The organism is Caballeronia grimmiae, assembly GCF_022879615.1.
GTDB classification, from domain to species: Bacteria; Pseudomonadota; Gammaproteobacteria; order Burkholderiales; family Burkholderiaceae; genus Caballeronia; species Caballeronia grimmiae.
On sequence record NZ_CP084271.1, the window covers coordinates 2,374,839 to 2,395,475 of the forward strand.

A 20,637-nucleotide genomic window follows, 5' to 3' on the forward strand; every position below is an offset into this window, starting at 1 on the left:
AACTTTGCCGCCCCTGTGCGCCGCCTGCCCGGAAATGCCACGAAATCACCCGTTTTCGCACGAACTCGCTGTGAAGCGCGGCGGCGAAACCTTCTACGCCGCCGCGCGCGCCGTTCGGCTCGCTCACTCGCTCACTCGCGTGCTCAGGCGCGGCATTCAGGCGGCGCGAGCTTGCCTTGCAGCGTCGGCGCTTCCACCGGCGACGGCCCCGCGCCCGGCGCCGGCAGCGACGACGCCGCCTTGCCGCCCGCGAAACATTCCCAGGTGATCGTGCCCGCCTGCACCGTGCCTCGCGCAAGGGCGACGCGCGCCGTCGGTGTATCGGCGTTATCGGGCGCGGAAGGCACGAGGACCAGCGTGTTCGATCCCGCCGGCGCAACGCGCGTCGTATAGGCGATGGTGATCTGCCCGGTATTGCTGTCGACGTGAATGGACTCCACGTTGCGCGTCGCGGGTGGCGATGCATGGCCGCTCGCCAGATCCGCCCCGCTCGCCGCGTTCTCCGCGACCGCGAGACGCGCCGATGCCGCGAGCGACAAGCCCTCGCCCACGCGGCTGCGCGCCAGATAGTCCTGATACGCGGGAATCGCGTAAGCCGCGACGACGCCGACGATCGCCAGCACGATCATCAACTCGATCAGCGTGAAACCATGCGCCGACGATGCCGCCCGCCTGATCCACTCGTTCCATCCGCGCCGTTCGCGCGGGCTCTTCACGTCCAAAACCATGCTCGTCATTGCTGCTCCCAAAAAGACAAAAAGCGCCGGCTGCGTGAGCAGACCGGACGCTTTCATCCTATTGAGGCAGTCAGTGCGGCGACAGTCGGCCATTCGGCCAACGCTGCGTGGTCAGGTATCGGCCGCGACGCCTTTTCCGTGCGCCAGCGTGCGGCGCTTCATCAGCCAGCCCGCCGCGATGACGGCGAGCGCGCCGCCAAGCCGCGCCGCATAGCCGACCGCGTCCGTGTTCAGTGCCGGCCAGCGGTCGATGAACGGATCGTCGATGATCAGCCCGCCCGCGATCCATCCGAGCAGCCCCGCGCCCAGCAACACGACGACGGGAAAGCGGTCCAGCAGCTTGAGCACCAGCGTGCTGCCCCACACGATGAGCGGAATGCTCACGACCAGCCCGAAAATCACGAGCGTCAGACGATGCTGCGGATCGGCCGCCTCCGCCGCGCCCGCAATCGCGATCACGTTGTCGAGGCTCATCACGGCATCGGCGACGATGATCGTCTTCACCGCCGCCCAGAGCTTGTCGGACGAGCTGATGTGATGTTCGTCGTGACCCGGCTGCATCAGCTTGACGCCGATCCACAGCAGCAACAGTCCGCCGACGAACTTGAGAAACGGCACGTCGAGCAGGACGACGGCGAACGCGATCAGCGCGACGCGCAGCAGGATCGCGCCGAGCGTGCCGAGCACGATGCCCCGCTTGCGCTGCGTGACGGGCAAATCGCGGCACGCGAGCGCGATGACGACGGCGTTATCGCCACCGAGAAGAATATCGATGACGATGATCTGGACGACAGCGCCCCAATGAAGCGTGGAGAAAAATTCGAGCATGGCAAGGCGAAACGGTGACCGAAATAAAAAAGCGGGGAAGCCGACGCTCCCCCGCTTTCTATCCGGCGATGACGAAAGGATTCAGTAAGAGTACCAAACCCTGACGGCTTTTGCCGATCTTCCCTTAGATCACCGACTTCAACAGACGGCCCATTTCCGACGGGTTCTTCGTGACCTTGATGCCGCACGCGTCCATGATTTCGAGCTTGGCGTCCGCCGTGTCCGCACCGCCCGAGATCAGCGCGCCTGCGTGGCCCATGCGCTTGCCCGGAGGCGCCGTCACGCCCGCGATGAAGCCCACGACCGGCTTCTTCATGTTGTCCTTGATCCAGTGTGCGGCGTTCGCTTCATCCGGACCGCCGATCTCGCCGATCATGATGACGGCGTCCGTTTCGGGATCGTCGTTGAACATCTTCATCACGTCGATGTGCTTCAGGCCGTTGATCGGATCGCCGCCGATACCCACCGCCGACGACTGGCCGAGGCCAAGCGCCGTCAGTTGGCCGACCGCTTCATACGTCAGCGTGCCCGAACGCGACACGACGCCAATGCGGCCCTTCCTGTGGATGTGACCCGGCATGATGCCGATCTTCAGCTCGTCCGGCGTGATCGTGCCGGGGCAGTTCGGTCCGAGCAGCAGCGTCTTGCGGTTCTCGCGGCGCATGCGGTCCTTGATTTCGAGCATGTCGCGGACCGGAATGCCTTCCGTGATGCAGATGGCGAGATCCAGATCGGCTTCGACCGCTTCCCAGATCGCCGCGGCAGCGCCCGCGGGCGGCACGTAGATCACCGAAACCGTTGCGCCGGTTTCGGACTTCGCTTCCTTGACGGACGCGTAGATGGGGATGCCTTCGAAGTCTTCGCCGGCGCGCTTGGGGTTCACGCCCGCGACGAACGCTTCGCGCCCGTTCGCGTATTCACGGCAAGCGCGCGTATGGAACTGGCCGGTCTTGCCGGTGATGCCCTGCGTGATGACCTTTGTGTCTTTGTTGATCAGAATCGACATGTAGTGACCTCTGTTCGTCTGGCGTCGCTCAGGCTCGAGGCCGGCGCCGCCATTCGTGTCTGGTGGAACGCTCTGTTAGGCAGGCACGCCGATGCGCTTACTTGCCTTCGGCTGCAGCGACGACCTTCTGCGCAGCTTCTTCCATGCTGTCGGCGGAGATGATCGGCAGGCCGGAGTCCGCCAGCATCTTCTTGCCGAGGTCTTCGTTCGTGCCCTTCATGCGCACGACGAGCGGCACCTTCAGGTCCACCGCCTTCGACGCCGCGATCACGCCTTCCGCGATCACGTCGCAACGCATGATGCCGCCGAAGATGTTGACGAGGATCGCCTTCAGGTTCGGATTCTTCAGCATCAGCTTGAAGGCTTCCGTGACCTTCTCGGTCGTCGCGCCGCCGCCGACGTCCAGGAAGTTCGCCGGCTCGCCGCCGAAGAGCTTGATGGTGTCCATCGTCGCCATTGCGAGGCCCGCGCCGTTCACGAGACAGCCGATATTGCCGTCCAGCGAGATGTAGGCGAGGTCGAACTTCGATGCTTCCACTTCAGCCGGATCTTCTTCGTCCAGATCGCGATACGCGACGATTTCCGGATGACGGAAGAGCGCGTTCGAATCGAAGTTGAACTTGGCGTCGAGCGCGATGACCTTGCCGTCGCCGGTCACGATCAGCGGGTTGATTTCCGCGAGCGATGCGTCGGTTTCGTAGAACGCCTTATAGAGACCTTGCAGGATCGCGCGCGCTTGCGGGATCGATGCGTCGGGGATGCCGATCTTGCGTGCGAGGTCATCGGCGTCTGCGTCCTGCAGGCCGGTCGACGGCTCGACGGCGAACTTGTGCAGCAGTTCCGGCGTCTTTTCCGCGACTTCTTCGATGTCCATGCCGCCTTCGCTCGACGCCATCACGACGATCTTCTGCGAAACGCGATCCAGCACGAGGCCGACATACAGTTCCTTCTTGATGTCCGCGCCTTCTTCGATCAGCAGGCGGTTCACCTTCTGGCCTTCGGGGCCGGTCTGGTGCGTGACGAGCTGCATGCCGAGGATCTGGTTCGCGTACTCGCGGACCTGCTCGATCGACTTCGCGACCTTCACGCCGCCGCCCTTACCGCGGCCGCCGGCGTGGATCTGCGCCTTGACGACCCAAACCGGGCCGCCCAGCTCTTCCGCGGCCTTGACCGCATCGTCCACCGAGAACACGGGTTTGCCGCGCGGGACCGCGACGCCGAACTTCCGCAGGATTTCCTTACCCTGGTACTCGTGAATCTTCATGCGTGATTCCTTCAGTCTGAGAGTTGGAGTGAACTTCGATTTCGAATTGCGTGAATCGCAATTATCTGGATGGTTGTTTGATTACCGGCCGCTCGGATTCGCAATGACGAGCGCGCTACGTTTGCGGACTTTCCTGTTCCGTGTCGAGTGCGTTGTCTTGGCGGGACGGCTCGTAGCCGAACCATTGCGGATAGTATTCGCGCACGGCGGGGCCGTCGAAGCGCAGCGCGTGGCAGCCGCCGAGTTCGAACGGCGGCCGTTTCCGTTGCGCGCCCGCGCGGGCGTCTTCCGGGGCGAAGGGATCGGACATATCGTCGGACCAGACATCGCCGAAGAACGCCTGCATGGCTGCGGTCGGCAGGACGGCGCACAGCTCGGTGAGATGCGTGCAGCCCGCCGTGCCGCCCAGGCGGACGCGGACTTCGCGACGGAAATTACGCAACAGATTGAGCCCGATGAGCGAGCGATAAGCCGAGTTGGATTCTGCGCAAAGACCGGCATAGGGCGCCCAGTCGGACGACGCCTGGGCGTCGACGATGGTGAGCTTGCGGTCGATGGTGATGCGCAGCCAGAGTTCATGGATCGGCAGGCCTTTCGGCCGGACGCCCGCCGCGACCTGGACGTCGCGGGGCTTCTCATCGGTTAAGCAGGCTTCGATGTCCCATAGCTTGTCATCCCGCTCGAACGCTTCCAGCCGAATCGCGCGACGATGGCGCAACTGTCGGGAAACGGGCGGAGAAAGAGGCATGGGGCGAAAGCCGGAACGGGGAAACCGTTGAATTTTAGCATAGCGAGTATTGGGGGCCGTGGATGGCCTGAGGAATCGCTGCGGGCAGTCAGGCGGCCTTTTGCGTGGGTCACCGCGCTGTGTCGCGGCGTGGTATCGCCGCGCTGTATCACCGCGTTGTCAGTCGTCGATGAACTCGTCGGCGCAGTCCTCGTCCCCGCCTTTCAGGATTTTGCCGATGGTGCTGCCGGAGAAGCCGCGCGCCGCGAGGAAGCGCGCCTGCTTGGCGCGCTCGGCGGGCGTCTCGGGCAACACACCGTACTTTCTTTCCCAGACCGCCTGGGCGCGGGCGGTTTCGGTTACCGCGAGCTTTCCCGCTGTTTCGCCGATGAGCGCGTCGCCGACCGCGTGACGCTTGAGTTCATTGATGATGCGGCTGCCGCCCATGCGCGCCGCCCGGCGATGCACGACGCTTTCGACGAAGCGCTCGTTGGACAGCCAGCCGTCGCGTTCGAGGCTGTCGAGCAGCGTTTCGAGGGAATCCGCTTCTTCGACATACGGCCGTAGTTTGCGCGACAGTTCCGCGCGGCTGTACTCGCGGCGTGAGAGATAACCTAGCGCGCGCCCTTTGAGCGAGCGTTGCGGCTGACGGGGATTATTGGCGTTGGGCACCTTGCGCTGGCGTTCGCTGGAGCGGCTGTAGGCGGACTCAAGTTCCACTCCTGCTTGCGGTGCGCATTGTTCGAACGGCTCGGAGTCTTCGAATGCGTCGTCGGCGGGAAGGCGTTGCGGTGACGGTCGATTAGTTGCGCTGCGAGCCTTACGTGGACGCCGAATCGGACGCTCACTAACGGTACCCGTCTCAGCTGCGGGCGCACGAGACGGCGCGCACTGCTCGAATGATTCGAAGGGGTCGGCCTCTTCGAAGGGATCGTCGAATTGGCCGGTGCTGACCGCCGTCGGCTGAACGCGAGGCGGAGGGCTGACCGCCTGTGCGGTGGCTTGCTGCAATAGTGAGCGCGCTTGCTGAAGGCGGGCAGCGCGATCGGGCTGCGCGGGTTGCGCCGAGGCGTGATCGTCGTGACTGCCTCGATCGTCTTGTTCGCGGGTCGCCGATGCCGCGCTCTGCCCGTAAAGCTCGTCACGGTTGATCGAAGCGGACCGCTTGCGCTGATCAATCGCGGCTGCGCTTGAACCCGCAACGTGCTCGTCCGCAGCCTCAGAAACGCGACGCGCCGACGCGAATGACTTCGCGCCGGCGCGTGCTTTCTTGCTCGACATGAATCCGCCGCGCTTTGACGATGCCCCGGTGCGCTCGCTGCTTCGTTCGTAGCGATCGACGGCTTCGGCGCCGTCCTCCGGCTGATCGACACCGCCTGCGGCGTATGAAGAGCGATCGCTCTTCAGTTCACCGCTTGCTTCATCGTTCTCGCCAGCGCGGTTCGAACTTCCAGCACCACCGCGCCCGATCTGAGCGTTGCCAGCCTTCGATCCGAACCGGCGCTTGAGCATCGGCGGCAGGTCGGACGCTTATTCGTCGCCCGACACCGCTGCGCCCGTGGCGACGGCATCAGCCAACGCAGCCACGCCCAGCGATTCGCGGATCTTGTTTTCGATCTCGCGCGCGATGTCAGGATTCTCGCGCAGGAATTCGCGCGCGTTATCCTTGCCCTGCCCGATGCGATCGCCCTTGTAGCTGTACCACGCACCCGCCTTGTCGACCAGCTTGGCCTGCACGCCCAGGTCGATAATCTCGCCCTGACGCGAAATGCCTTCGCCGTACAAAATGTCGAAGATGGCTTCACGGAACGGCGGCGAAACCTTGTTTTTCACCACCTTCACGCGGGTTTCGTTGCCGATCACTTCGTCGTTCTTCTTGATGGAACCGATACGGCGAATGTCGAGGCGCACCGACGAATAGAACTTCAGCGCGTTACCGCCCGTGGTGGTTTCGGGATTGCCGAACATCACGCCGATCTTCATGCGGATCTGGTTGATGAAGATCACGAGGCAGTTCGTGCGCTTGATGGTGCCCGTGAGCTTACGCAGCGCCTGCGACATCAGACGCGCTTGCAGACCGGGCAGCGAGTCGCCCATTTCGCCTTCGATTTCCGCCTTCGGCACGAGCGCCGCGACCGAGTCGATGACGATCATGTCGATGGAACCCGAGCGCACGAGCGCATCCGCGATTTCCAGCGCTTGCTCGCCCGTATCCGGTTGCGAGATCAGCAGTTCCTGAATGTTCACGCCGAGCTTCTGCGCGTATTGCACGTCGAGCGCGTGTTCCGCGTCGATGAACGCGGCCGTGCCGCCGACCTTCTGCATCTCGGCGATCACTTGCAGCGTGAGCGTGGTCTTGCCCGACGATTCCGGACCGTAGATTTCCACCACGCGACCGCGTGGCAAGCCGCCGACGCCGAGCGCGATGTCTAGTCCGAGCGAGCCGGTGGAGACCACCTGAATGTCTTCGACCGCCTCACCTGCGCCGAGCCGCATGATCGACCCTTTGCCGAATTGCTTTTCGATCTGCGACAGCGCGGCGGCCAGCGCCTTGCTCTTTTCCGCAGTCATTCCAGCCGGGCCTTTCTTGCTTTCTTCCATGAATCGTCCTTTGCTATGATGAACGGCGTCTGAGACGCGTGCGCGCAGGCTCGTAGCGATACTTCGCCCCGCTTTTGCACTAACGCAGACACTGTATAAAAAAACAGTAGTTTTTGCAAGCCCGATCGTGCGGCGTGGTGTTTTTCCACGTCGAGCGAACCGTGCAAAAACCGCATAACACCCTGGAGACCGCCGCGCCGGGCGAAATGCGGTGCCGGCAATGCGATGCGCCCCGCGCATCAGGCCCCGACGATGCGAATCCTCATTGCCGAAGACGACAGCATACTCGCGGACGGCCTCGTCCGATCACTCCGCCAATCGGGATACGCCGTTGACCATGTGAAGCATGGCGTCGAGGCTGACACCGCGCTTTCCCTGCAATCTTTCGACCTGCTCATCCTCGATCTGGGCCTGCCGCTGATGCCCGGTCTCGAAGTGCTGCGCCGCCTGCGCGCGCGCAATTCGCAGATGCCGGTCCTGATCCTGACCGCCGCCGACAGCGTCGACGAGCGCGTAAAGGGCCTCGATCTCGGCGCGGACGACTATATGGCGAAACCCTTCGCGCTCAACGAACTGGAAGCGCGCGTGCGGGCGCTCACGCGGCGCGGCGCGGGCGGCGGACCAACGGTCGTCAGGCACGGATCGCTGTCGTTCGATCAGGTCGGGCGCATCGCGCATATCGCGGATCAGGTGATCGACCTGTCGGCGCGCGAGCTCGGCGTGCTCGAAGTGTTGCTTCAGCGCATCGGCCGGCTCGTGTCGAAGGAGCAGCTCGTCAATCATCTTTGCGAGTGGGGCGAAGAAGTGAGCAACAACGCGATCGAGGTCTACGTGCATCGGCTGCGCAAGAAGATCGAGCCGAGCGGCGCGCGGATCATCACGGTGCGCGGACTCGGCTACACGCTCGAAAAAGCCGCGAGCGCGCCCGATGCGAAGGCGCCGGCTGATCCGGCTGCCGCCAGCCAACACTATAAGTAAGCCGCGCATGGCGTCGCCCGCCTCCACCGAACGCGCAGGCGAAGCGCCGCGCCAGCCTTCGCCGGCGGCTATCGACGCGACCGCCGCCGATTCCGACGCCCTGCGCGACGCCCGCTACGCCAATCCGTTCGCCCCGCCCGACGAGCTCGAGCCCGGCAACGAGGCGCATCCGCGCTCGCTGTTCGGCGAGATTCTCGACTGGATGCTCGCGCCGCTTCTGCTTCTCTGGCCGATGAGCATCGCGGTGACGTATCTCGTCGCGAAGTCGATCGCCAACGGTCCGTTCGACCGCGCGCTCGAAGCCGATGCCTATGTGCTCGCCCGCCAGATTCAGCCGGTCAACGGCGTCGCGGAATTGCGGCTGCCCGACGCCACGCGCGATTTCCTGCGCGCCGACAACGTCGACAGCGTGTTCTTTCAGGTGCTCGGCACGCGCGGCGAGCTCGTCGGCGGCGACCGCGACATGCCGCTGCCGCACGAGGACGACCGGCCGCAGCCGGGCATCGTCGAATTTCGCGACGACGTGCTGCGCGGCAACGACATCCGCGTCGCGTACACGACCGTCGATCTGCCCGGCCTCGCGTCGGGACGCGATCCCGAAAGCCGGCAGCCGGTGCTCGTGCAGGTCGCCGAGACGCTCGACAAGCGCAGCCAGCTCGCCAACGACATCATCAAGGGCGTGATTCTTCCGCAGTTCGTGATCCTTCCGCTCGCGATCGTGCTCGTGTGGTTCGGGCTCTCGCGCGGGCTCGCGCCGCTGCACGCTCTGCAGTCGAACATGCGCACGCGCCGCCCCGACGATCTCTCGCCGCTGGAAGCGGGCCGCGCGCCTCCGGAGATTGCGCCGCTCGTCGCGTCGTTCAACGACCTGCTGACGCGGCTCGAACAGAACATGGAGTTTCAGAAACGCTTTATCGCCGATGCCGCTCACCAGATGAAAACGCCGCTCGCCGGCTTGCGGATGCAGGCGGAATTTGCGCTGCGGCAGGATGTATCGACGGAAGTGCAGCGCTCGCTCGAACAGATCGCGACGAGTTCGGAACACGCGGCGCGGCTCGTCACGCAATTGCTGGCGCTCGCGCGCGCGGAGAATCGCGCGACGGGGCAGATCTTCTCTCGCGTCGAACTGACCGCGCTCGCCCGCGCCGCGGTGCGCGACTGGGTTCAGGCGGCGCTCGCGCGGCGCATGGATATCGGATTCGAGGAACCGCCGTTTCCGGTCGATGTGCAAGGCAACGTCGTGATGCTGCGGGAAATGCTGTCGAACCTCATCGACAACGCGATTCGCTACACGCCGCCGGGCGGACGCATCACCGTGCGCGTTCGGACCGACGATCACGAACTGGATCTCGTGCATCTCGAAGTGGAAGACACGGGGCTGGGTATTCCGCCCGCTGAACGCGAGCGCGTCTTCGAGCGCTTTTATCGCATTCTCGGACGCGAGGGCGACGGCAGCGGACTGGGTCTTGCAATCGTCAAGGAGATCGCGACGATGCACGGCGGCACGCTTGCTATCGAGGATCACGTGTATCAGGAAGCGCCGCGGCTCGCCGGCACGCTCATCCGCGTGAGCCTACAGCGGGTTTTTCCTGCCAGGGACAAACCCTGAGCGCAACGGTCGTGCGATTTCGGTTTTCGCGCATGAAGCCAGGAGCTTGCCAGAAGATCGCCGCTCCTTGCACGCGGATCAGAGCGAATTGACTGTTTCCTCGCCTCTGTGGGCGCCGCCTCTCCGCGTCAGAACGCCGTAAGTTTTCGTTCCAATAATCTTTGCACGGCGCTGCCCGTGCGCTTCGGATGGAATCGGATACACACGCAAACAACAGGAGACGATTCATGGCTACGATCGAAGGGCGTGTTTCGCACGCACCGATGACGGCGGAGGAGAAGAAGGTCATCTTCGCCTCGTCGCTCGGGACCGTGTTCGAGTGGTACGACTTCTATCTCGCCGGGTCGCTGGCGATCTACATCAGCAAGACGTTCTTCTCGGGCGTCAATCCGACAGCCGGCTTCATCTTCACGCTGCTCGGCTTCGCGGCCGGCTTCGCCGTGCGCCCGTTCGGCGCGATCGTGTTCGGGCGCCTCGGCGACATGGTTGGCCGCAAGTACACGTTCCTCGTGACGATCGTCATCATGGGTCTGTCGACGTTCCTGATCGGCTTCCTGCCCGGTTACGCGACGATAGGCATCGCGGCTCCGATTATCTTCATCGCGATGCGGCTGCTGCAGGGTCTCGCGCTCGGCGGCGAGTACGGCGGCGCGGCGACTTACGTGGCGGAGCACGCGCCATCGAACAAGCGCGGTGCGTGGACGGCGTGGATTCAGACGACCGCGACGCTCGGCCTCTTCATCTCGCTCGTCGTCATTCTGGCGGTGCGCACGATCACCGGCGAAGAGCAGTTCGGCGCGTGGGCGTGGCGCATTCCGTTCCTCGTGTCGATTCTGCTGCTCGCGGTGTCGGTGTGGATTCGCATGAAGCTGCACGAATCGCCGGTGTTCGAGCGCATCAAGGCGGAAGGCAAGACATCGAAGGCGCCGCTCAAGGAAGCGTTCGGCGAGTGGAAGAACCTGAAGATCGTGTTGCTCGCGCTGTTCGGTCTGACGGCGGGTCAGGCGGTCGTCTGGTATACGGGCCAGTTTTATTCGCTGTTTTTCCTCACGCAGACGCTCAAGGTCGACGGCACCAGCGCGAACATCATGGTGGCCGTGGCGCTTCTGATCGGCACGCCGTTCTTCGTGTTCTTCGGGTCGCTGTCGGATCGCATCGGGCGCAAGCCGATCATCATGGCCGGGTGTCTCATCGCCGCGCTGTCCTTCTTCCCGCTGTTCAAGGCGCTTGCCCATTACACGAACCCCACGCTCGAAACCGCGACGCAGAAGTCGCCGATCGTCGTGATCGCGAATCCGGACGAGTGCTCGTTCCAGTTCAATCCGGTGGGCACCACGAAGTTCACGAGTTCATGCGATATCGCGAAGGGCGCGCTTTCCAAGGCCGGTCTCAACTATCAGAACGTGGCTGCGCCGGCGGGGACGCTTGCGCAGATCAAGGTCGGCGAGACGGTGGTGAATACCTACGACGGCCGGGCAGCCGACGCGAAGGCGCAAGGCGCCACGTTCGACAAGACGCTGGCGGGCACGCTGAAGAGCGCGGGTTATCCGGCGAAGGCCGATCCGGCGCTCATCAACTGGCCGATGGCGATCGTCATCCTCACGATCCTCGTGATCTTCGTGACGATGGTCTACGGCCCGATTGCGGCGATGCTCGTGGAGATGTTCCCGGCGCGGATCCGCTATACGTCGATGTCGCTGCCGTATCACATCGGTAATGGATGGTTCGGCGGCTTCCTGCCGGCCACCGCGTTCGCGATAGTCGCGGCCAAGGGCGATATCTATTCGGGACTGTGGTATCCCATCGTGATTGCGCTCGGGACGTTCGTGATCGGCATGCTGTTCGTGAAGGACACGCGCAAGTCGAATGTCTATCACGAGGACTGAGCTTCGCGTCCCCTCCCCTTGCGCGTGCGAGTTAAGAAATTACGTGCAAGGGGGTTGACAGACGTTTCGTGCCCCACCATAATCTCGTCTCTTTCGGCGAATTAGCTCAGTTGGTTAGAGCGACGGAATCATAATCCGCAGGTCCGGGGTTCGAGTCCCTGATTCGCCACCAGTTGCAAGAAAAAGCCGCTGCTCCCACAAGGACAGCGGCTTTTTTGTCGTCTGCGATCGGCGTTTCAAAGGCGCAGAACACGCATCGTCGGCAAGCTCAATCCGACTTCGCAAACAACGTTCGACGCCGTACATTCATACGAATCCGCCCGACGGATACTTTGCCTGCGCACCGGGGAACAAGCAGTTCGCGCACACGAGAGACCACAACAGGAAGGGCGGCGCTCGATCGAGCCGTGGGTAAAGGATGGGCGCGTGCAGCGCAGGTCTTTGCCAACGTCCCGACGAGCAGCAGACGAAAAGTCATCGCTCCGACAACGAAGCTCAAAGCCGGCGAATCGCCGGCTTTTCTTTTTCCCGCGCCTGTCTCGTGCCGCGTTGCCCCGAATCAGCGATAACGAGCAAACACCGTCCGCGCACATTCATCGCACCAACGACGCTGCGCGACGTCAGCATGCGCATCCCACACATGGCCATACGCGCACTGCCACCTAAGCGGCGTCATCGCGTTCACATAGCCACGCGACAACAACGTCCCGCCGCGCACTTCGGCCAGCGAGCGCGCGCGGTTCGTCTGGCTCTCCCGCCGAGGCCCCGCGCAATTCATGCAGCGAATGTTCTGCGCCAGATCCAGCGATTCATCCCAGCGATGACCGCGCATGCACTCCCATTGCGCGGACGGTTCGTCGTTCGCTTGTCGCGCCGCGCGCTCCCGATACCGCCAGGCCTCGTCGCTCAGCGCCAGGAATATGTTGCCGTCGTGTTTGTCGATCATCGCCCCAGGGCCTCAAACCTCGCTCGCGCTCAATGCCGCCCGCCGCCTTCCGCCTCCGAACGCGACGTCGTCACTACGATGCCGTCCGGCCCGAAGTGCGCGTTGAACATGGCGTCACGATTGACGCCGTCTTCCAGCCAGTGCCAACTCCACACGTGCTCCTGCTTCAACCGGTATGCGGCGACGGTCGTGGGCTTGCCGAGCAGCCTGCGCACCTCGTCCTCGGTCATGCCGGGCCGCACCTTCGCGAAGTTTTCCGCGGTCAGCACCTGCGTCACCGAGACGAACAGCCCGTCCGGATCGAGGTCCACCATGTACGTATTCGTGCCCGCCGGGCCGCGCGGATACTCGAGCCGCTTCGAGCCGTCCGTGAACGTGCGCGTCATTTCCGGCTCGCCCATCTGACTGCGGATCTGCGCCTCGGTCGTGACGCCCGGCTTCAGGTCCTTCAGCAACAGCGTGTCAGGCTTCACCGAGTTAAAGAACGCGCTGAGCTTGTTCATCGCATCTCCGCTTTGTTGCTGATCGCAGCCGGCAAGCAGCGCAATCGTGGCTGCCGCGACGAGCGCGGCAAACGAGAGCTTCTTCATTTGTTTCGACTTCCTTCGTGCGACTCAACCGCCCGCGCCGAGCAACGGCACCGGATCGACGGCAGCGCCGGACTTCCTCACTTCGAAATGCAGCACTGCCGATCCGCCCGGGCCCGTGCCCATGTCCGCGATCGTCGCGCCCTGCTTGACGCTGTCGCCCTCGCGGACCAGCAGCTTGTCGTTGTACGCGTACGCGGTCAGGTAATCGTTGCTATGCCGGACGATGATCATGCGCCCATAGGACCGCAACCCGCTGCCCGCATAGACCACCTTGCCGGACGCCGCCGCCTTCACCGGCTGACCGACCTTCCCGGCGATATCGATGCCCTTGCTGCCGCTCGCCCCGAACTTGCGCACGATCTCGCCCTTGGCCGGCCACGCGAAGGTAGCCTTCGCAGCGGTCGCATGCTCCTCGGTGGTCTTCGCTGGCGGCACTTCGGCGGCCGGCTTCGCGGGCGCCGCAATAAGCGGCGGCAAGTCCTTCCCGCCAGCAGCAGAAGGAGCAGCAGCCGTTGCCGGCCCGGAGCCCGCTGCGCCCGGCGGCGCGACACGCAGAACCTGCCCGACGTTCACCTGCTTGCTTTCCGTCAGCGAGTTCCATGCGGCGAGGTCCGCTGGCTTCTGTTTGAAGAGCCGGCTGATGCCATAAAGCGTGTCGCCCGGCTTCACGCGATAGAACCCCGGCGCGACGGGCGCCGACGATGCCGCCGTCGCGGCGCTATTCGGCGCGCTCGCAACGGCGGGCGGCGTCCTGAGCGTCGTGTTCTCGACGATCGGCGCCGGCGACCTTGGCGTCGACGTGCATCCTGTCAAGCTCGTCACCGCCGCCATGCCTGCCGCGAGCGCGATGCCCGCGACGACCGCCCGATGACGCGGCCCAAAAAGTCCTGTTTGCATCGACACCCACTTTCCCATGCTTTGACTTTATCTCTTGCAAGCTCTTGAATCTTTCCGCGTGAGCCGCCTGGCTAGCACACGGTCAAGCCGATGCCATACACCGACGTGCCGACACAACCAACAACGCCGCACCCCGACATCAGCACGCCGAGCGCGAGGGCCGACATCGCCGTAAGGACGACACGCGCACCACGCGCCTTCAACCATTCGCGCCTGCGCTCGAACGAACACCCGCCAGCATAAAACATTACGATCCCGCTTCGCCTAAGTTAACTAAACCGGACACTTTAGGGCAATGCGTGCGCCGTCATTCGGGATTCTAAATATTTTAACGATTTCGTCCATCCTGCGACGCCTGTGGCGATTTGGCTTGCGCCGCGCTTCCATTGAGGCCGCATGCAGAAGCCTCGCGAAAGCCAGGGATAGGCATATTGGCCTGCAGAGCGCCGTATCGACAATCCTTGACACTCTGCAAAACTATCGCGCTGCACTTTGGGCTACATTCGCCTCGCTCGAACGCAGGACCTTCCTGCCGTCCTGCAATTTCCCTTATTCCTGGAGTGCTCGCGCATGGAACTCTTGCATCACGGATTTTTTGTTGGCATCGTCATCGGCGGTGTCGCCGGCTGGCTGGCCGGGCTCATCATGAACGGCACCGGCTTCGGCGTGTTCATGGACATTCTCGTCGGTATCGTCGGCGGCGTAGTCGGCAACTGGCTGTTCACGAAGATCGGCATCTCGCTGGGCGGCGGCCTGCTCGGTTCGCTGCTGACGGCCGTCATCGGCGCGGTCGTGCTGCTCTTCATCATCCGCCTTTTCAAGCGCGGGTAAAAACCCATCAGGTTTCGACGGGCCGGCGCTCTTGCGTCCGGCCCGCCCGTCACAGCCGTGCTGTTACACCTTCGAGCGGCGGCGGCTCACTTTCCACAACGCGCCCAAAGCGATCGGCACGATCGCCGCGCCGATGCCCACGAGCACGATCACGTTCAGATACTGACGGATGAACGGAATGTTGCCGAAGAAGTAGCCGAGCAACACGAGCAACAGCACCCAGATTGCCGCGCCGAGCACGTTGAAGAGCTGAAAGCGCGTCGCGTTCATCGCCGATGCGCCCGCGACGAACGGCGCGAAGGTCCGCACCACCGGCACGAAACGCGCGATCACGATCGTCTTGCCGCCGTGACGCTCATAGAAGTTATGGGTTTTCTGCAACGCGGCGCGATCCAGAAAGCGTTCGAGCACGGGAATGTTGGTATCGAATACTCTCGGGCCGATGGCCCGCCCTATCCAGTAATTCACCGTATTGCCCGCGATAGCCGCGACGAGCAGCAGCACGATCAGCGCGCCCAGATCCATCTCGTGCGTGGCCGCGAACGCGCCGCCGATGAAAAGCAGCGAGTCGCCCGGCAGGAACGGGAAGACGACGAGTCCGGTCTCGCAAAACACGATCAGGAACAGCACCGCATAAACCCACGCACCGTAGACGTTGATGAAATCACCGAGCGACTTGTCGATGTGAAGAATGAGTCCCAGGAAATGCAGCAGCGTGTCCAAAAGCGTTCCTCGAAGTAATTGGCTGCCAACAGACGAGGACGTCTGCCGGCGGGGAGCAAAGGGGTCGCGCCATGATACCGAAGTGACCGGCGGCGTCCGTTAAAAAGCGAGCATCCAGCCGCCATCCGATGGCGCGTTTGGGCGAGCGGCGCGCGCGGCCGGCAGGTGCGAATCGTTATAATTTGGCCATGGCCGACTCCAACGAACCCTCCGCCGGCGCTTTCGCAGCCGCTTTGACCGTCGATCGCGCGCCCCGTTCGCGCGCCATCGCTCCGCTGCCCGACCAGCTCATCAGCCAGATCGCGGCAGGCGAAGTGGTCGAGCGGCCGGCTTCGGTCGTCAAGGAACTGCTGGAGAATGCGCTCGATGCCGGCGCGCGCACGCTGCGCATCACGCTCGACGAAGGCGGCGTGAAGCGCATCGTGATCACCGATGACGGCTGCGGCATTCCTCCGAACGAGCTTCCCCTCGCGCTGATGCGCCACGCGACGAGCAAAATCCGCTCGCTCGCCGATCTCGAAGCCGTCGCCACGCTGGGTTTTCGTGGCGAGGCCATCGCGTCGATCGCGTCGGTGGCCGAGTTGTTCATTACGAGCCGCACGGAAGATTGCCCGCACGCCACGCGCATCGACGCGCAAACGGGCGCTATTTCGCCCGCTGCGGGCACGGTCGGGACCACGATGGAAGTCCGCGAGCTGTACTTCAGCACGCCCGCCCGCCGCAAGTTCCTGAAGAGCGAACAGACCGAGCTGGGCCATTGTCTGGAGGTGATTCGCCGCATGGCGCTCGCCCGTCCCGATGTGGCCATTTCGGTCATGCATAACGGCAAGGCGGTCGAGCACTGGAACGCGAGCGATCCGCGCACGCGCGTCGCGAAGATACTGGGCGAAGTGTTCGAGACGTCGCATCTGCCGCTCGATGAACGCGCCGGGCCGCTCGCCGTCTACGGATGCGCGGGCCTGCCGACCGCAAGCCGCGGCCGCGCCGACCAGCAGTATTTCTTCGTCAATGGCCGCTTCGTGCGCGACAAGCTGCTCACGCACGCCGTGCGCGCCGCGTACGAGGACGTGCTGCACGGCAATCGCTATCCCGCGTATGTGCTGTTCCTCGATCTGCCGCCGGAATCGGTGGACGTGAACGTGCATCCATCGAAGATCGAAGTGCGTTTCCGCGACTCGCGCTCGATTCACCAGTACGTCTTCCATACGGTGCAACGGGCGCTTGCGCGGCATGCGGGCGCGTCGCCGGAGACTACATCGGGCGGGCATGAAGCGCAGTTGCAGCCGACCGGCGTCGCATCCTTCAGCGCGCGTCCGCTGTCGGCGACGAGCGCGCCGCAGTCGCAATTCCATGCTCAACCGATGCAGCCGCAAAGCGAGAACAGCACGACCTGGCTGCGCCAGTCGCGCATGACGCAAGGCACGCTGCCGGTGGCGCAACCGCTCGCGCTTTACGACGCGCTCTTCGGGCGCAAGGAATCGAACGCCGCGACGACGGCTGCGCCCGAAGCATGGGCCAGCGACGCCGCGCCCGCCTACGCCGCTTTGCCGCAATCGGACGAGCAGCCGCTCGGCTTCGCCATCGGGCAGATTCACGGCATTTACGTGCTTGCGCAGAATGCGCGCGGACTCATCATCGTCGACATGCACGCGGCGCACGAGCGCATCCTCTACGAACAGTTCAAGCACGCGCTGGCCGATCGCGCGATCGCGGTGCAGCCGTTGCTGATTCCCGTATCGATGACGGCTGATCCGGTGGAAATCGGCATCGTCGATGAAGAGCGCGAGACGCTCGATGCGCTCGGCTTCGATCTCGCGGTGCTGTCGCCGACATCGATCGCGATTCGCGCGGTGCCTGCGTTGCTGAAGGACGCAGATCTGCCCTCGCTGGCTCGCGCGGTGCTGGCCGATCTGCATGCATTCGGCGGATCGCGCGTGCTGACCGAGCGCCAGCACGAACTGCTCGGCACGCTTGCCTGCCATCATGCGGTGCGGGCGAATCGCCGGCTCACGCTCGACGAAATGAACGCGCTCTTGCGCCAGATGGAAGCCACCGAGCGCGCCGACCAATGCAATCACGGCCGCCCGACGTGGTATCAGCTCACGCTCGCGGACCTCGACCGCCTCTTCATGCGCGGACAATGAGCGCCGTATCGATAGCCTGTCTGCTCGGCCCGACAGCGTCCGGGAAAACCGCGGCGGCGCTGGCGTTCGCGGCGGCATCGGCACGGCCGGTGGAGATCATCAGTGTCGATTCGGCGCTCGTCTACCGCGAGATGGATATCGGCACCGCCAAGCCTACTGCCGACGAGCGCGCGGCGGCGCGGCATCATCTGATCGACATCATCGATCCGGCCGGCTCGTACTCCGCCGCGCAGTTTCGCGCCGATGCGCTGCGGCTCACGGGCGAGATTGTCGCGCGGGGTCATGTGCCGTTGCTGGTCGGCGGAACGATGTTGTATTACAAGGCGCTCACGCAAGGTCTGAACGATCTGCCATCCGCCGATGCCGGCACCCGCGCCGCCCTCGACGCCGAAGCCGCGCGCGAGGGCTGGCCCGCTTTGCACGCGCGGCTGGCATCGGTCGATCCGCAAACGGCGGCGCGGCTCGCGCCCAACGATTCGCAGCGCATCCAGCGCGCGCTGGAAGTGTTCATGCTGTCCGGCCAGCCGATGTCCGCGCTGCTCGCCGCGCCGCGCGTCGTGGACGATGAGGCGCCGTATCGCTTCGTGCCGATTGCGCTGGAGCCGTCGGACCGGGCGGTGCTGCACGCGCGTATTGCCGCGCGCTTCGATGCGATGCTGGCGGGCGGGTTCATCGACGAAGTGAAGCGCCTGCGGGCGCGCGGCGATCTGGATCTGTCGATGCCGTCGATGCGATGCGTCGGCTATCGGCAGGCCTGGGAGTATCTCGACGGTGCGACGGGCTATGACGAAATGCGGGACAAGGGCATCTTTGCGACGCGTCAGTTGTGCAAGCGGCAGTTGACATGGCTTAGGGGGATGCCGGAGCGGATTGTTGTGGATTGTTGTGCGGGGGATGCGACGGGGCGGGCCGTCACGGCGGTGCGAGGAATCGTCGGGGCGTAGCTCTCAGCCCTGAAGCGCTATCATTGGCCAATGCTTTATTGCCAGGGACGCTTATGCCCAAACCTTCGTCGGCGCTGGAAGCTCACCGTGACGATATTCGCCGAATCGTCGCCGCGAATCGTGCAGGCAATGTTCGCGTTTTTGGGTCTGCGCTCAAGGGTGAGGATACTGAAACGAGCGACCTCGACATCCTGGTCGACGCGCTGCCCGGCGCCACGCTGTTCGACCTTGGCGCAATTCAGGTCGAACTCGAAGAACTGCTGGGTGTGCCGGTAGACGTTTTGACGCCCGAGGACTTGTCGCCGAAGTTCAGGCATGAAGTGCTCGCGGAGGCGCGCGCGGTATGAATGCAAAGCAACGGCAATTGCGTCTGGCCGATTACATCGAGCATATGCTCGATGCGTCGAAAACCGCGCGCAGCTACGTGGCTGGAATAACGAAGACGGAATTCCTCGACGCCAGAATGATTCAGCAGGCGGTCATTTTGAATCTGATCGTCATCGGCGAAGCGGCGGTTCAGATCGAAACGGAATTCCCGGACTATGCGCGAGACAATCCCGCGATTCCCTGGAAGAAACTGCGCGGCATGCGTAATCGCATGACCCACGGCTACTTCGATACGAACCTGGCCATCGTCTGGGAAACCGTACAGACGGCGCTTCCCGAACTCGAGCGCGTCCTGGCAGGCAACGAGAAGTAGCAGCCAAACGAAGGCGAAAAAAAACCCTCGCACTGAGCGAGGGTCTTCGTGACGGTTGAAGCAACGGCCCAATCAAACAACGACCGTCTGCGCCTCCCCTGCCCCGCTTTCCCGCACGACCCCAATCTTCCAGACCTGCTCTCCCGCAGCGGAAAGCAGCCCGGTGGCTGCATCGGCATCCTCGGCTGCGACGATCACCGCCATCCCGATACCGCAATTGAACACGCGATGCATCTCCGCATCCGCCACACCGCCGTGCTTCTGCAGCCAAGCGAACAGCGGCGGCAGCGGCCACGCGCGATGATCCAGCTCCGCGGTCAGCCCTTCGCGCAGCACACGCGGAATGTTCTCGACAAGCCCGCCACCCGTGATATGCGCCATCCCCTTCACGGTGACGCTTTGCATCGCCGAAAGCAGCGGCTTCACATAAATGCGCGTCGGCGCCATCAGCGCATCGGCGAGCGAACGGCCATCGAAATCGGCGTTCAGATCGGGATTCGCGCGCTCGATGATCTTGCGCACGAGCGAGTAACCGTTCGAATGGATGCCGCTCGACGCCAGCCCGAGCACGACATCGCCGGGAACGATCGTGCTGCCGTCGATGATCTTGCTCTTCTCGACCGCGCCCACCGCGAAACCCGCGAGGTCGTACTCGCCGTCCGGATACATACCCGGCATTTCCGCCGTCTCGCCGCCAATCAGCGCGCAACCCGCGAATTCGCAGCCCTGCGCGATGCCCTTCACCACGTCGGCGGCGGTATCGACATCAAGCTTGCCGCACGCGAAATAGTCGAGAAAGAAGAGCGGCTCCGCGCCCTGCACGAGAATGTCGTTCACGCTCATCGCGACCAGATCCTGGCCGACCGTGTCGTGACGGTTCAACTCGAACGCGAGACGCAGCTTCGTGCCTACGCCGTCCGTGCCCGACACCAGCACCGGCTCCTTGAACTTCTTCGGCAATTCGAACAGCGCGCCGAATCCGCCGATGCCGCCCAGCACGCCCTCGCGCAAGGTCTTCTTGGCAAACGGCTTGATGCGGTCGACGAGCGCGTCGCCCGCGTCGATGTCGACGCCCGCGTCGCGGTACGACAAACCTTGAGTCGAATCGGCAGGATTCGAGGCGGATTTCGGTTGATTCATGGGGGGAGCGCAAGAAGGTCGGTAAAATGCGATTTTACCCGATGATGAACCGGCGACGGTCGGCCGGCTGGTTTTCCCGCAGCGCG

The 20,637-nt window shown here is 63.9% G+C and carries 20 protein-coding genes and 1 tRNA gene; 9 read left to right on the plus strand and 12 right to left on the minus strand.

Annotation, left to right across the window (positions count from 1 at the left end; genetic code table 11):
- Positions 1 to 143: 143 nt before the first annotated feature.
- The 7 genes from LDZ21_RS11395 to recA form a co-directional block, all read right to left on the minus strand.
- The gene (locus LDZ21_RS11395; RefSeq protein ID WP_035961896.1) at positions 144 to 737 is read right to left on the minus strand and encodes a pilin; all 594 of its coding nucleotides are present in this window, start codon (positions 735 to 737) and stop codon (positions 144 to 146) included.
- Between the two features lie 111 nt (positions 738 to 848).
- Positions 849 to 1,565, minus strand: coding sequence for a TerC family protein (locus tag LDZ21_RS11400; protein WP_035961344.1), 717 nt, complete (start codon positions 1,563 to 1,565; stop codon positions 849 to 851).
- Between the two features lie 124 nt (positions 1,566 to 1,689).
- Positions 1,690 to 2,571: a succinate--CoA ligase subunit alpha gene (sucD, locus tag LDZ21_RS11405; protein WP_035961345.1), complete on the minus strand. Its 882-nt coding sequence runs from the start codon at positions 2,569 to 2,571 to the stop codon at positions 1,690 to 1,692.
- 97 nt (positions 2,572 to 2,668) lie between these two features.
- A complete protein-coding gene (sucC, locus tag LDZ21_RS11410) occupies positions 2,669 to 3,835 on the minus strand; it encodes an ADP-forming succinate--CoA ligase subunit beta (protein ID WP_035961347.1) in 1,167 nt (388 codons plus the stop codon).
- A 115-nt stretch (positions 3,836 to 3,950) separates the two neighbouring features.
- Positions 3,951 to 4,583 (minus strand): DUF2889 domain-containing protein, encoded by a 633-nt coding sequence (locus tag LDZ21_RS11415; protein WP_244793432.1) that lies wholly within the window; start codon positions 4,581 to 4,583, stop codon positions 3,951 to 3,953.
- Positions 4,584 to 4,742: 159 nt separating this feature from the next.
- A complete protein-coding gene (recX, locus tag LDZ21_RS31395) occupies positions 4,743 to 5,282 on the minus strand; it encodes a recombination regulator RecX (protein WP_404980493.1) in 540 nt (179 codons plus the stop codon).
- Positions 5,283 to 6,092: 810 nt separating this feature from the next.
- Positions 6,093 to 7,163: a recombinase RecA gene (recA, locus tag LDZ21_RS11425; RefSeq protein ID WP_280519408.1), complete on the minus strand. Its 1,071-nt coding sequence runs from the start codon at positions 7,161 to 7,163 to the stop codon at positions 6,093 to 6,095.
- A gap of 252 nt (positions 7,164 to 7,415) precedes the next feature.
- Here recA and LDZ21_RS11430 point away from each other — a divergent pair, with 252 nt between their 5' ends.
- From LDZ21_RS11430 to LDZ21_RS11445, 4 genes are all read left to right on the plus strand, one after another.
- Complete coding sequence (locus tag LDZ21_RS11430) at positions 7,416 to 8,141, plus strand: response regulator transcription factor (RefSeq protein WP_244793433.1); 726 nt, start codon at positions 7,416 to 7,418, stop codon at positions 8,139 to 8,141.
- Between the two features lie 7 nt (positions 8,142 to 8,148).
- Positions 8,149 to 9,750 carry a sensor histidine kinase gene (locus tag LDZ21_RS11435; RefSeq protein WP_244793434.1) on the plus strand — a complete coding sequence of 534 codons (1,602 nt, stop codon included), beginning with the start codon at positions 8,149 to 8,151 and terminating at the stop codon, positions 9,748 to 9,750.
- A 227-nt stretch (positions 9,751 to 9,977) separates the two neighbouring features.
- On the plus strand, positions 9,978 to 11,636 hold the full coding sequence (locus LDZ21_RS11440) for an MFS transporter (protein WP_035961362.1): 1,659 nt from the start codon (positions 9,978 to 9,980) through the stop codon (positions 11,634 to 11,636).
- A 95-nt stretch (positions 11,637 to 11,731) separates the two neighbouring features.
- Positions 11,732 to 11,808, plus strand: a tRNA-Met gene (locus LDZ21_RS11445).
- 387 nt (positions 11,809 to 12,195) lie between these two features.
- Here LDZ21_RS11445 and LDZ21_RS11450 read toward each other — a convergent pair.
- From LDZ21_RS11450 to LDZ21_RS11460, 3 genes are read right to left on the minus strand one after another with little or no spacing between them, the layout of a single operon-like run.
- On the minus strand, positions 12,196 to 12,582 hold the full coding sequence (locus LDZ21_RS11450) for a hypothetical protein (RefSeq protein WP_244793435.1): 387 nt from the start codon (positions 12,580 to 12,582) through the stop codon (positions 12,196 to 12,198).
- Positions 12,583 to 12,611: 29 nt separating this feature from the next.
- Positions 12,612 to 13,172 (minus strand): outer membrane protein assembly factor BamE domain-containing protein, encoded by a 561-nt coding sequence (gene bamE, locus LDZ21_RS11455; protein ID WP_244793436.1) that lies wholly within the window; start codon positions 13,170 to 13,172, stop codon positions 12,612 to 12,614.
- Positions 13,173 to 13,196: 24 nt separating this feature from the next.
- Positions 13,197 to 14,069 (minus strand): peptidoglycan DD-metalloendopeptidase family protein, encoded by an 873-nt coding sequence (locus LDZ21_RS11460; protein ID WP_244793437.1) that lies wholly within the window; start codon positions 14,067 to 14,069, stop codon positions 13,197 to 13,199.
- A 579-nt stretch (positions 14,070 to 14,648) separates the two neighbouring features.
- On the opposite strand from LDZ21_RS11460, the gene LDZ21_RS11465 reads away from it, so the two are divergent.
- Positions 14,649 to 14,900 (plus strand): GlsB/YeaQ/YmgE family stress response membrane protein, encoded by a 252-nt coding sequence (locus tag LDZ21_RS11465; RefSeq protein ID WP_244794835.1) that lies wholly within the window; start codon positions 14,649 to 14,651, stop codon positions 14,898 to 14,900.
- Positions 14,901 to 14,963: 63 nt separating this feature from the next.
- Here the strand turns inward: LDZ21_RS11465 and LDZ21_RS11470 are convergent, their stop codons facing one another.
- The gene (locus tag LDZ21_RS11470; RefSeq protein WP_035961389.1) at positions 14,964 to 15,623 is read right to left on the minus strand and encodes a VTT domain-containing protein; all 660 of its coding nucleotides are present in this window, start codon (positions 15,621 to 15,623) and stop codon (positions 14,964 to 14,966) included.
- 188 nt (positions 15,624 to 15,811) lie between these two features.
- Between LDZ21_RS11470 and mutL the strand changes: the two genes are divergently transcribed.
- The 4 genes from mutL to LDZ21_RS11490 are packed head-to-tail and all read left to right on the plus strand — an operon-like array spanning position 15,812 to position 19,411.
- Entirely contained in the window at positions 15,812 to 17,767 is a 1,956-nt protein-coding gene (gene mutL, locus LDZ21_RS11475) for a DNA mismatch repair endonuclease MutL (protein ID WP_244793438.1), read from the plus strand.
- A complete protein-coding gene (miaA, locus tag LDZ21_RS11480; protein WP_244793439.1) occupies positions 17,764 to 18,711 on the plus strand; it encodes a tRNA (adenosine(37)-N6)-dimethylallyltransferase MiaA in 948 nt (315 codons plus the stop codon). The genes mutL and miaA overlap by 4 nt, the downstream gene beginning before the upstream one ends.
- A 53-nt stretch (positions 18,712 to 18,764) precedes the next feature.
- Positions 18,765 to 19,058, plus strand: a complete 294-nt coding sequence (locus LDZ21_RS11485; RefSeq protein WP_244793440.1) for a nucleotidyltransferase family protein — start codon at positions 18,765 to 18,767, stop codon at positions 19,056 to 19,058.
- On the plus strand, positions 19,055 to 19,411 hold the full coding sequence (locus LDZ21_RS11490; protein ID WP_244793441.1) for a HepT-like ribonuclease domain-containing protein: 357 nt from the start codon (positions 19,055 to 19,057) through the stop codon (positions 19,409 to 19,411). Before LDZ21_RS11485 ends, LDZ21_RS11490 begins: the two co-directional genes overlap by 4 nt.
- Before the next feature lie 72 nt (positions 19,412 to 19,483).
- Here LDZ21_RS11490 and purM read toward each other — a convergent pair whose 3' ends face one another.
- On the minus strand, positions 19,484 to 20,551 hold the full coding sequence (purM, locus tag LDZ21_RS11495; RefSeq protein WP_035961404.1) for a phosphoribosylformylglycinamidine cyclo-ligase: 1,068 nt from the start codon (positions 20,549 to 20,551) through the stop codon (positions 19,484 to 19,486).
- Between the last annotated feature and the right edge of the window lie 86 nt (positions 20,552 to 20,637).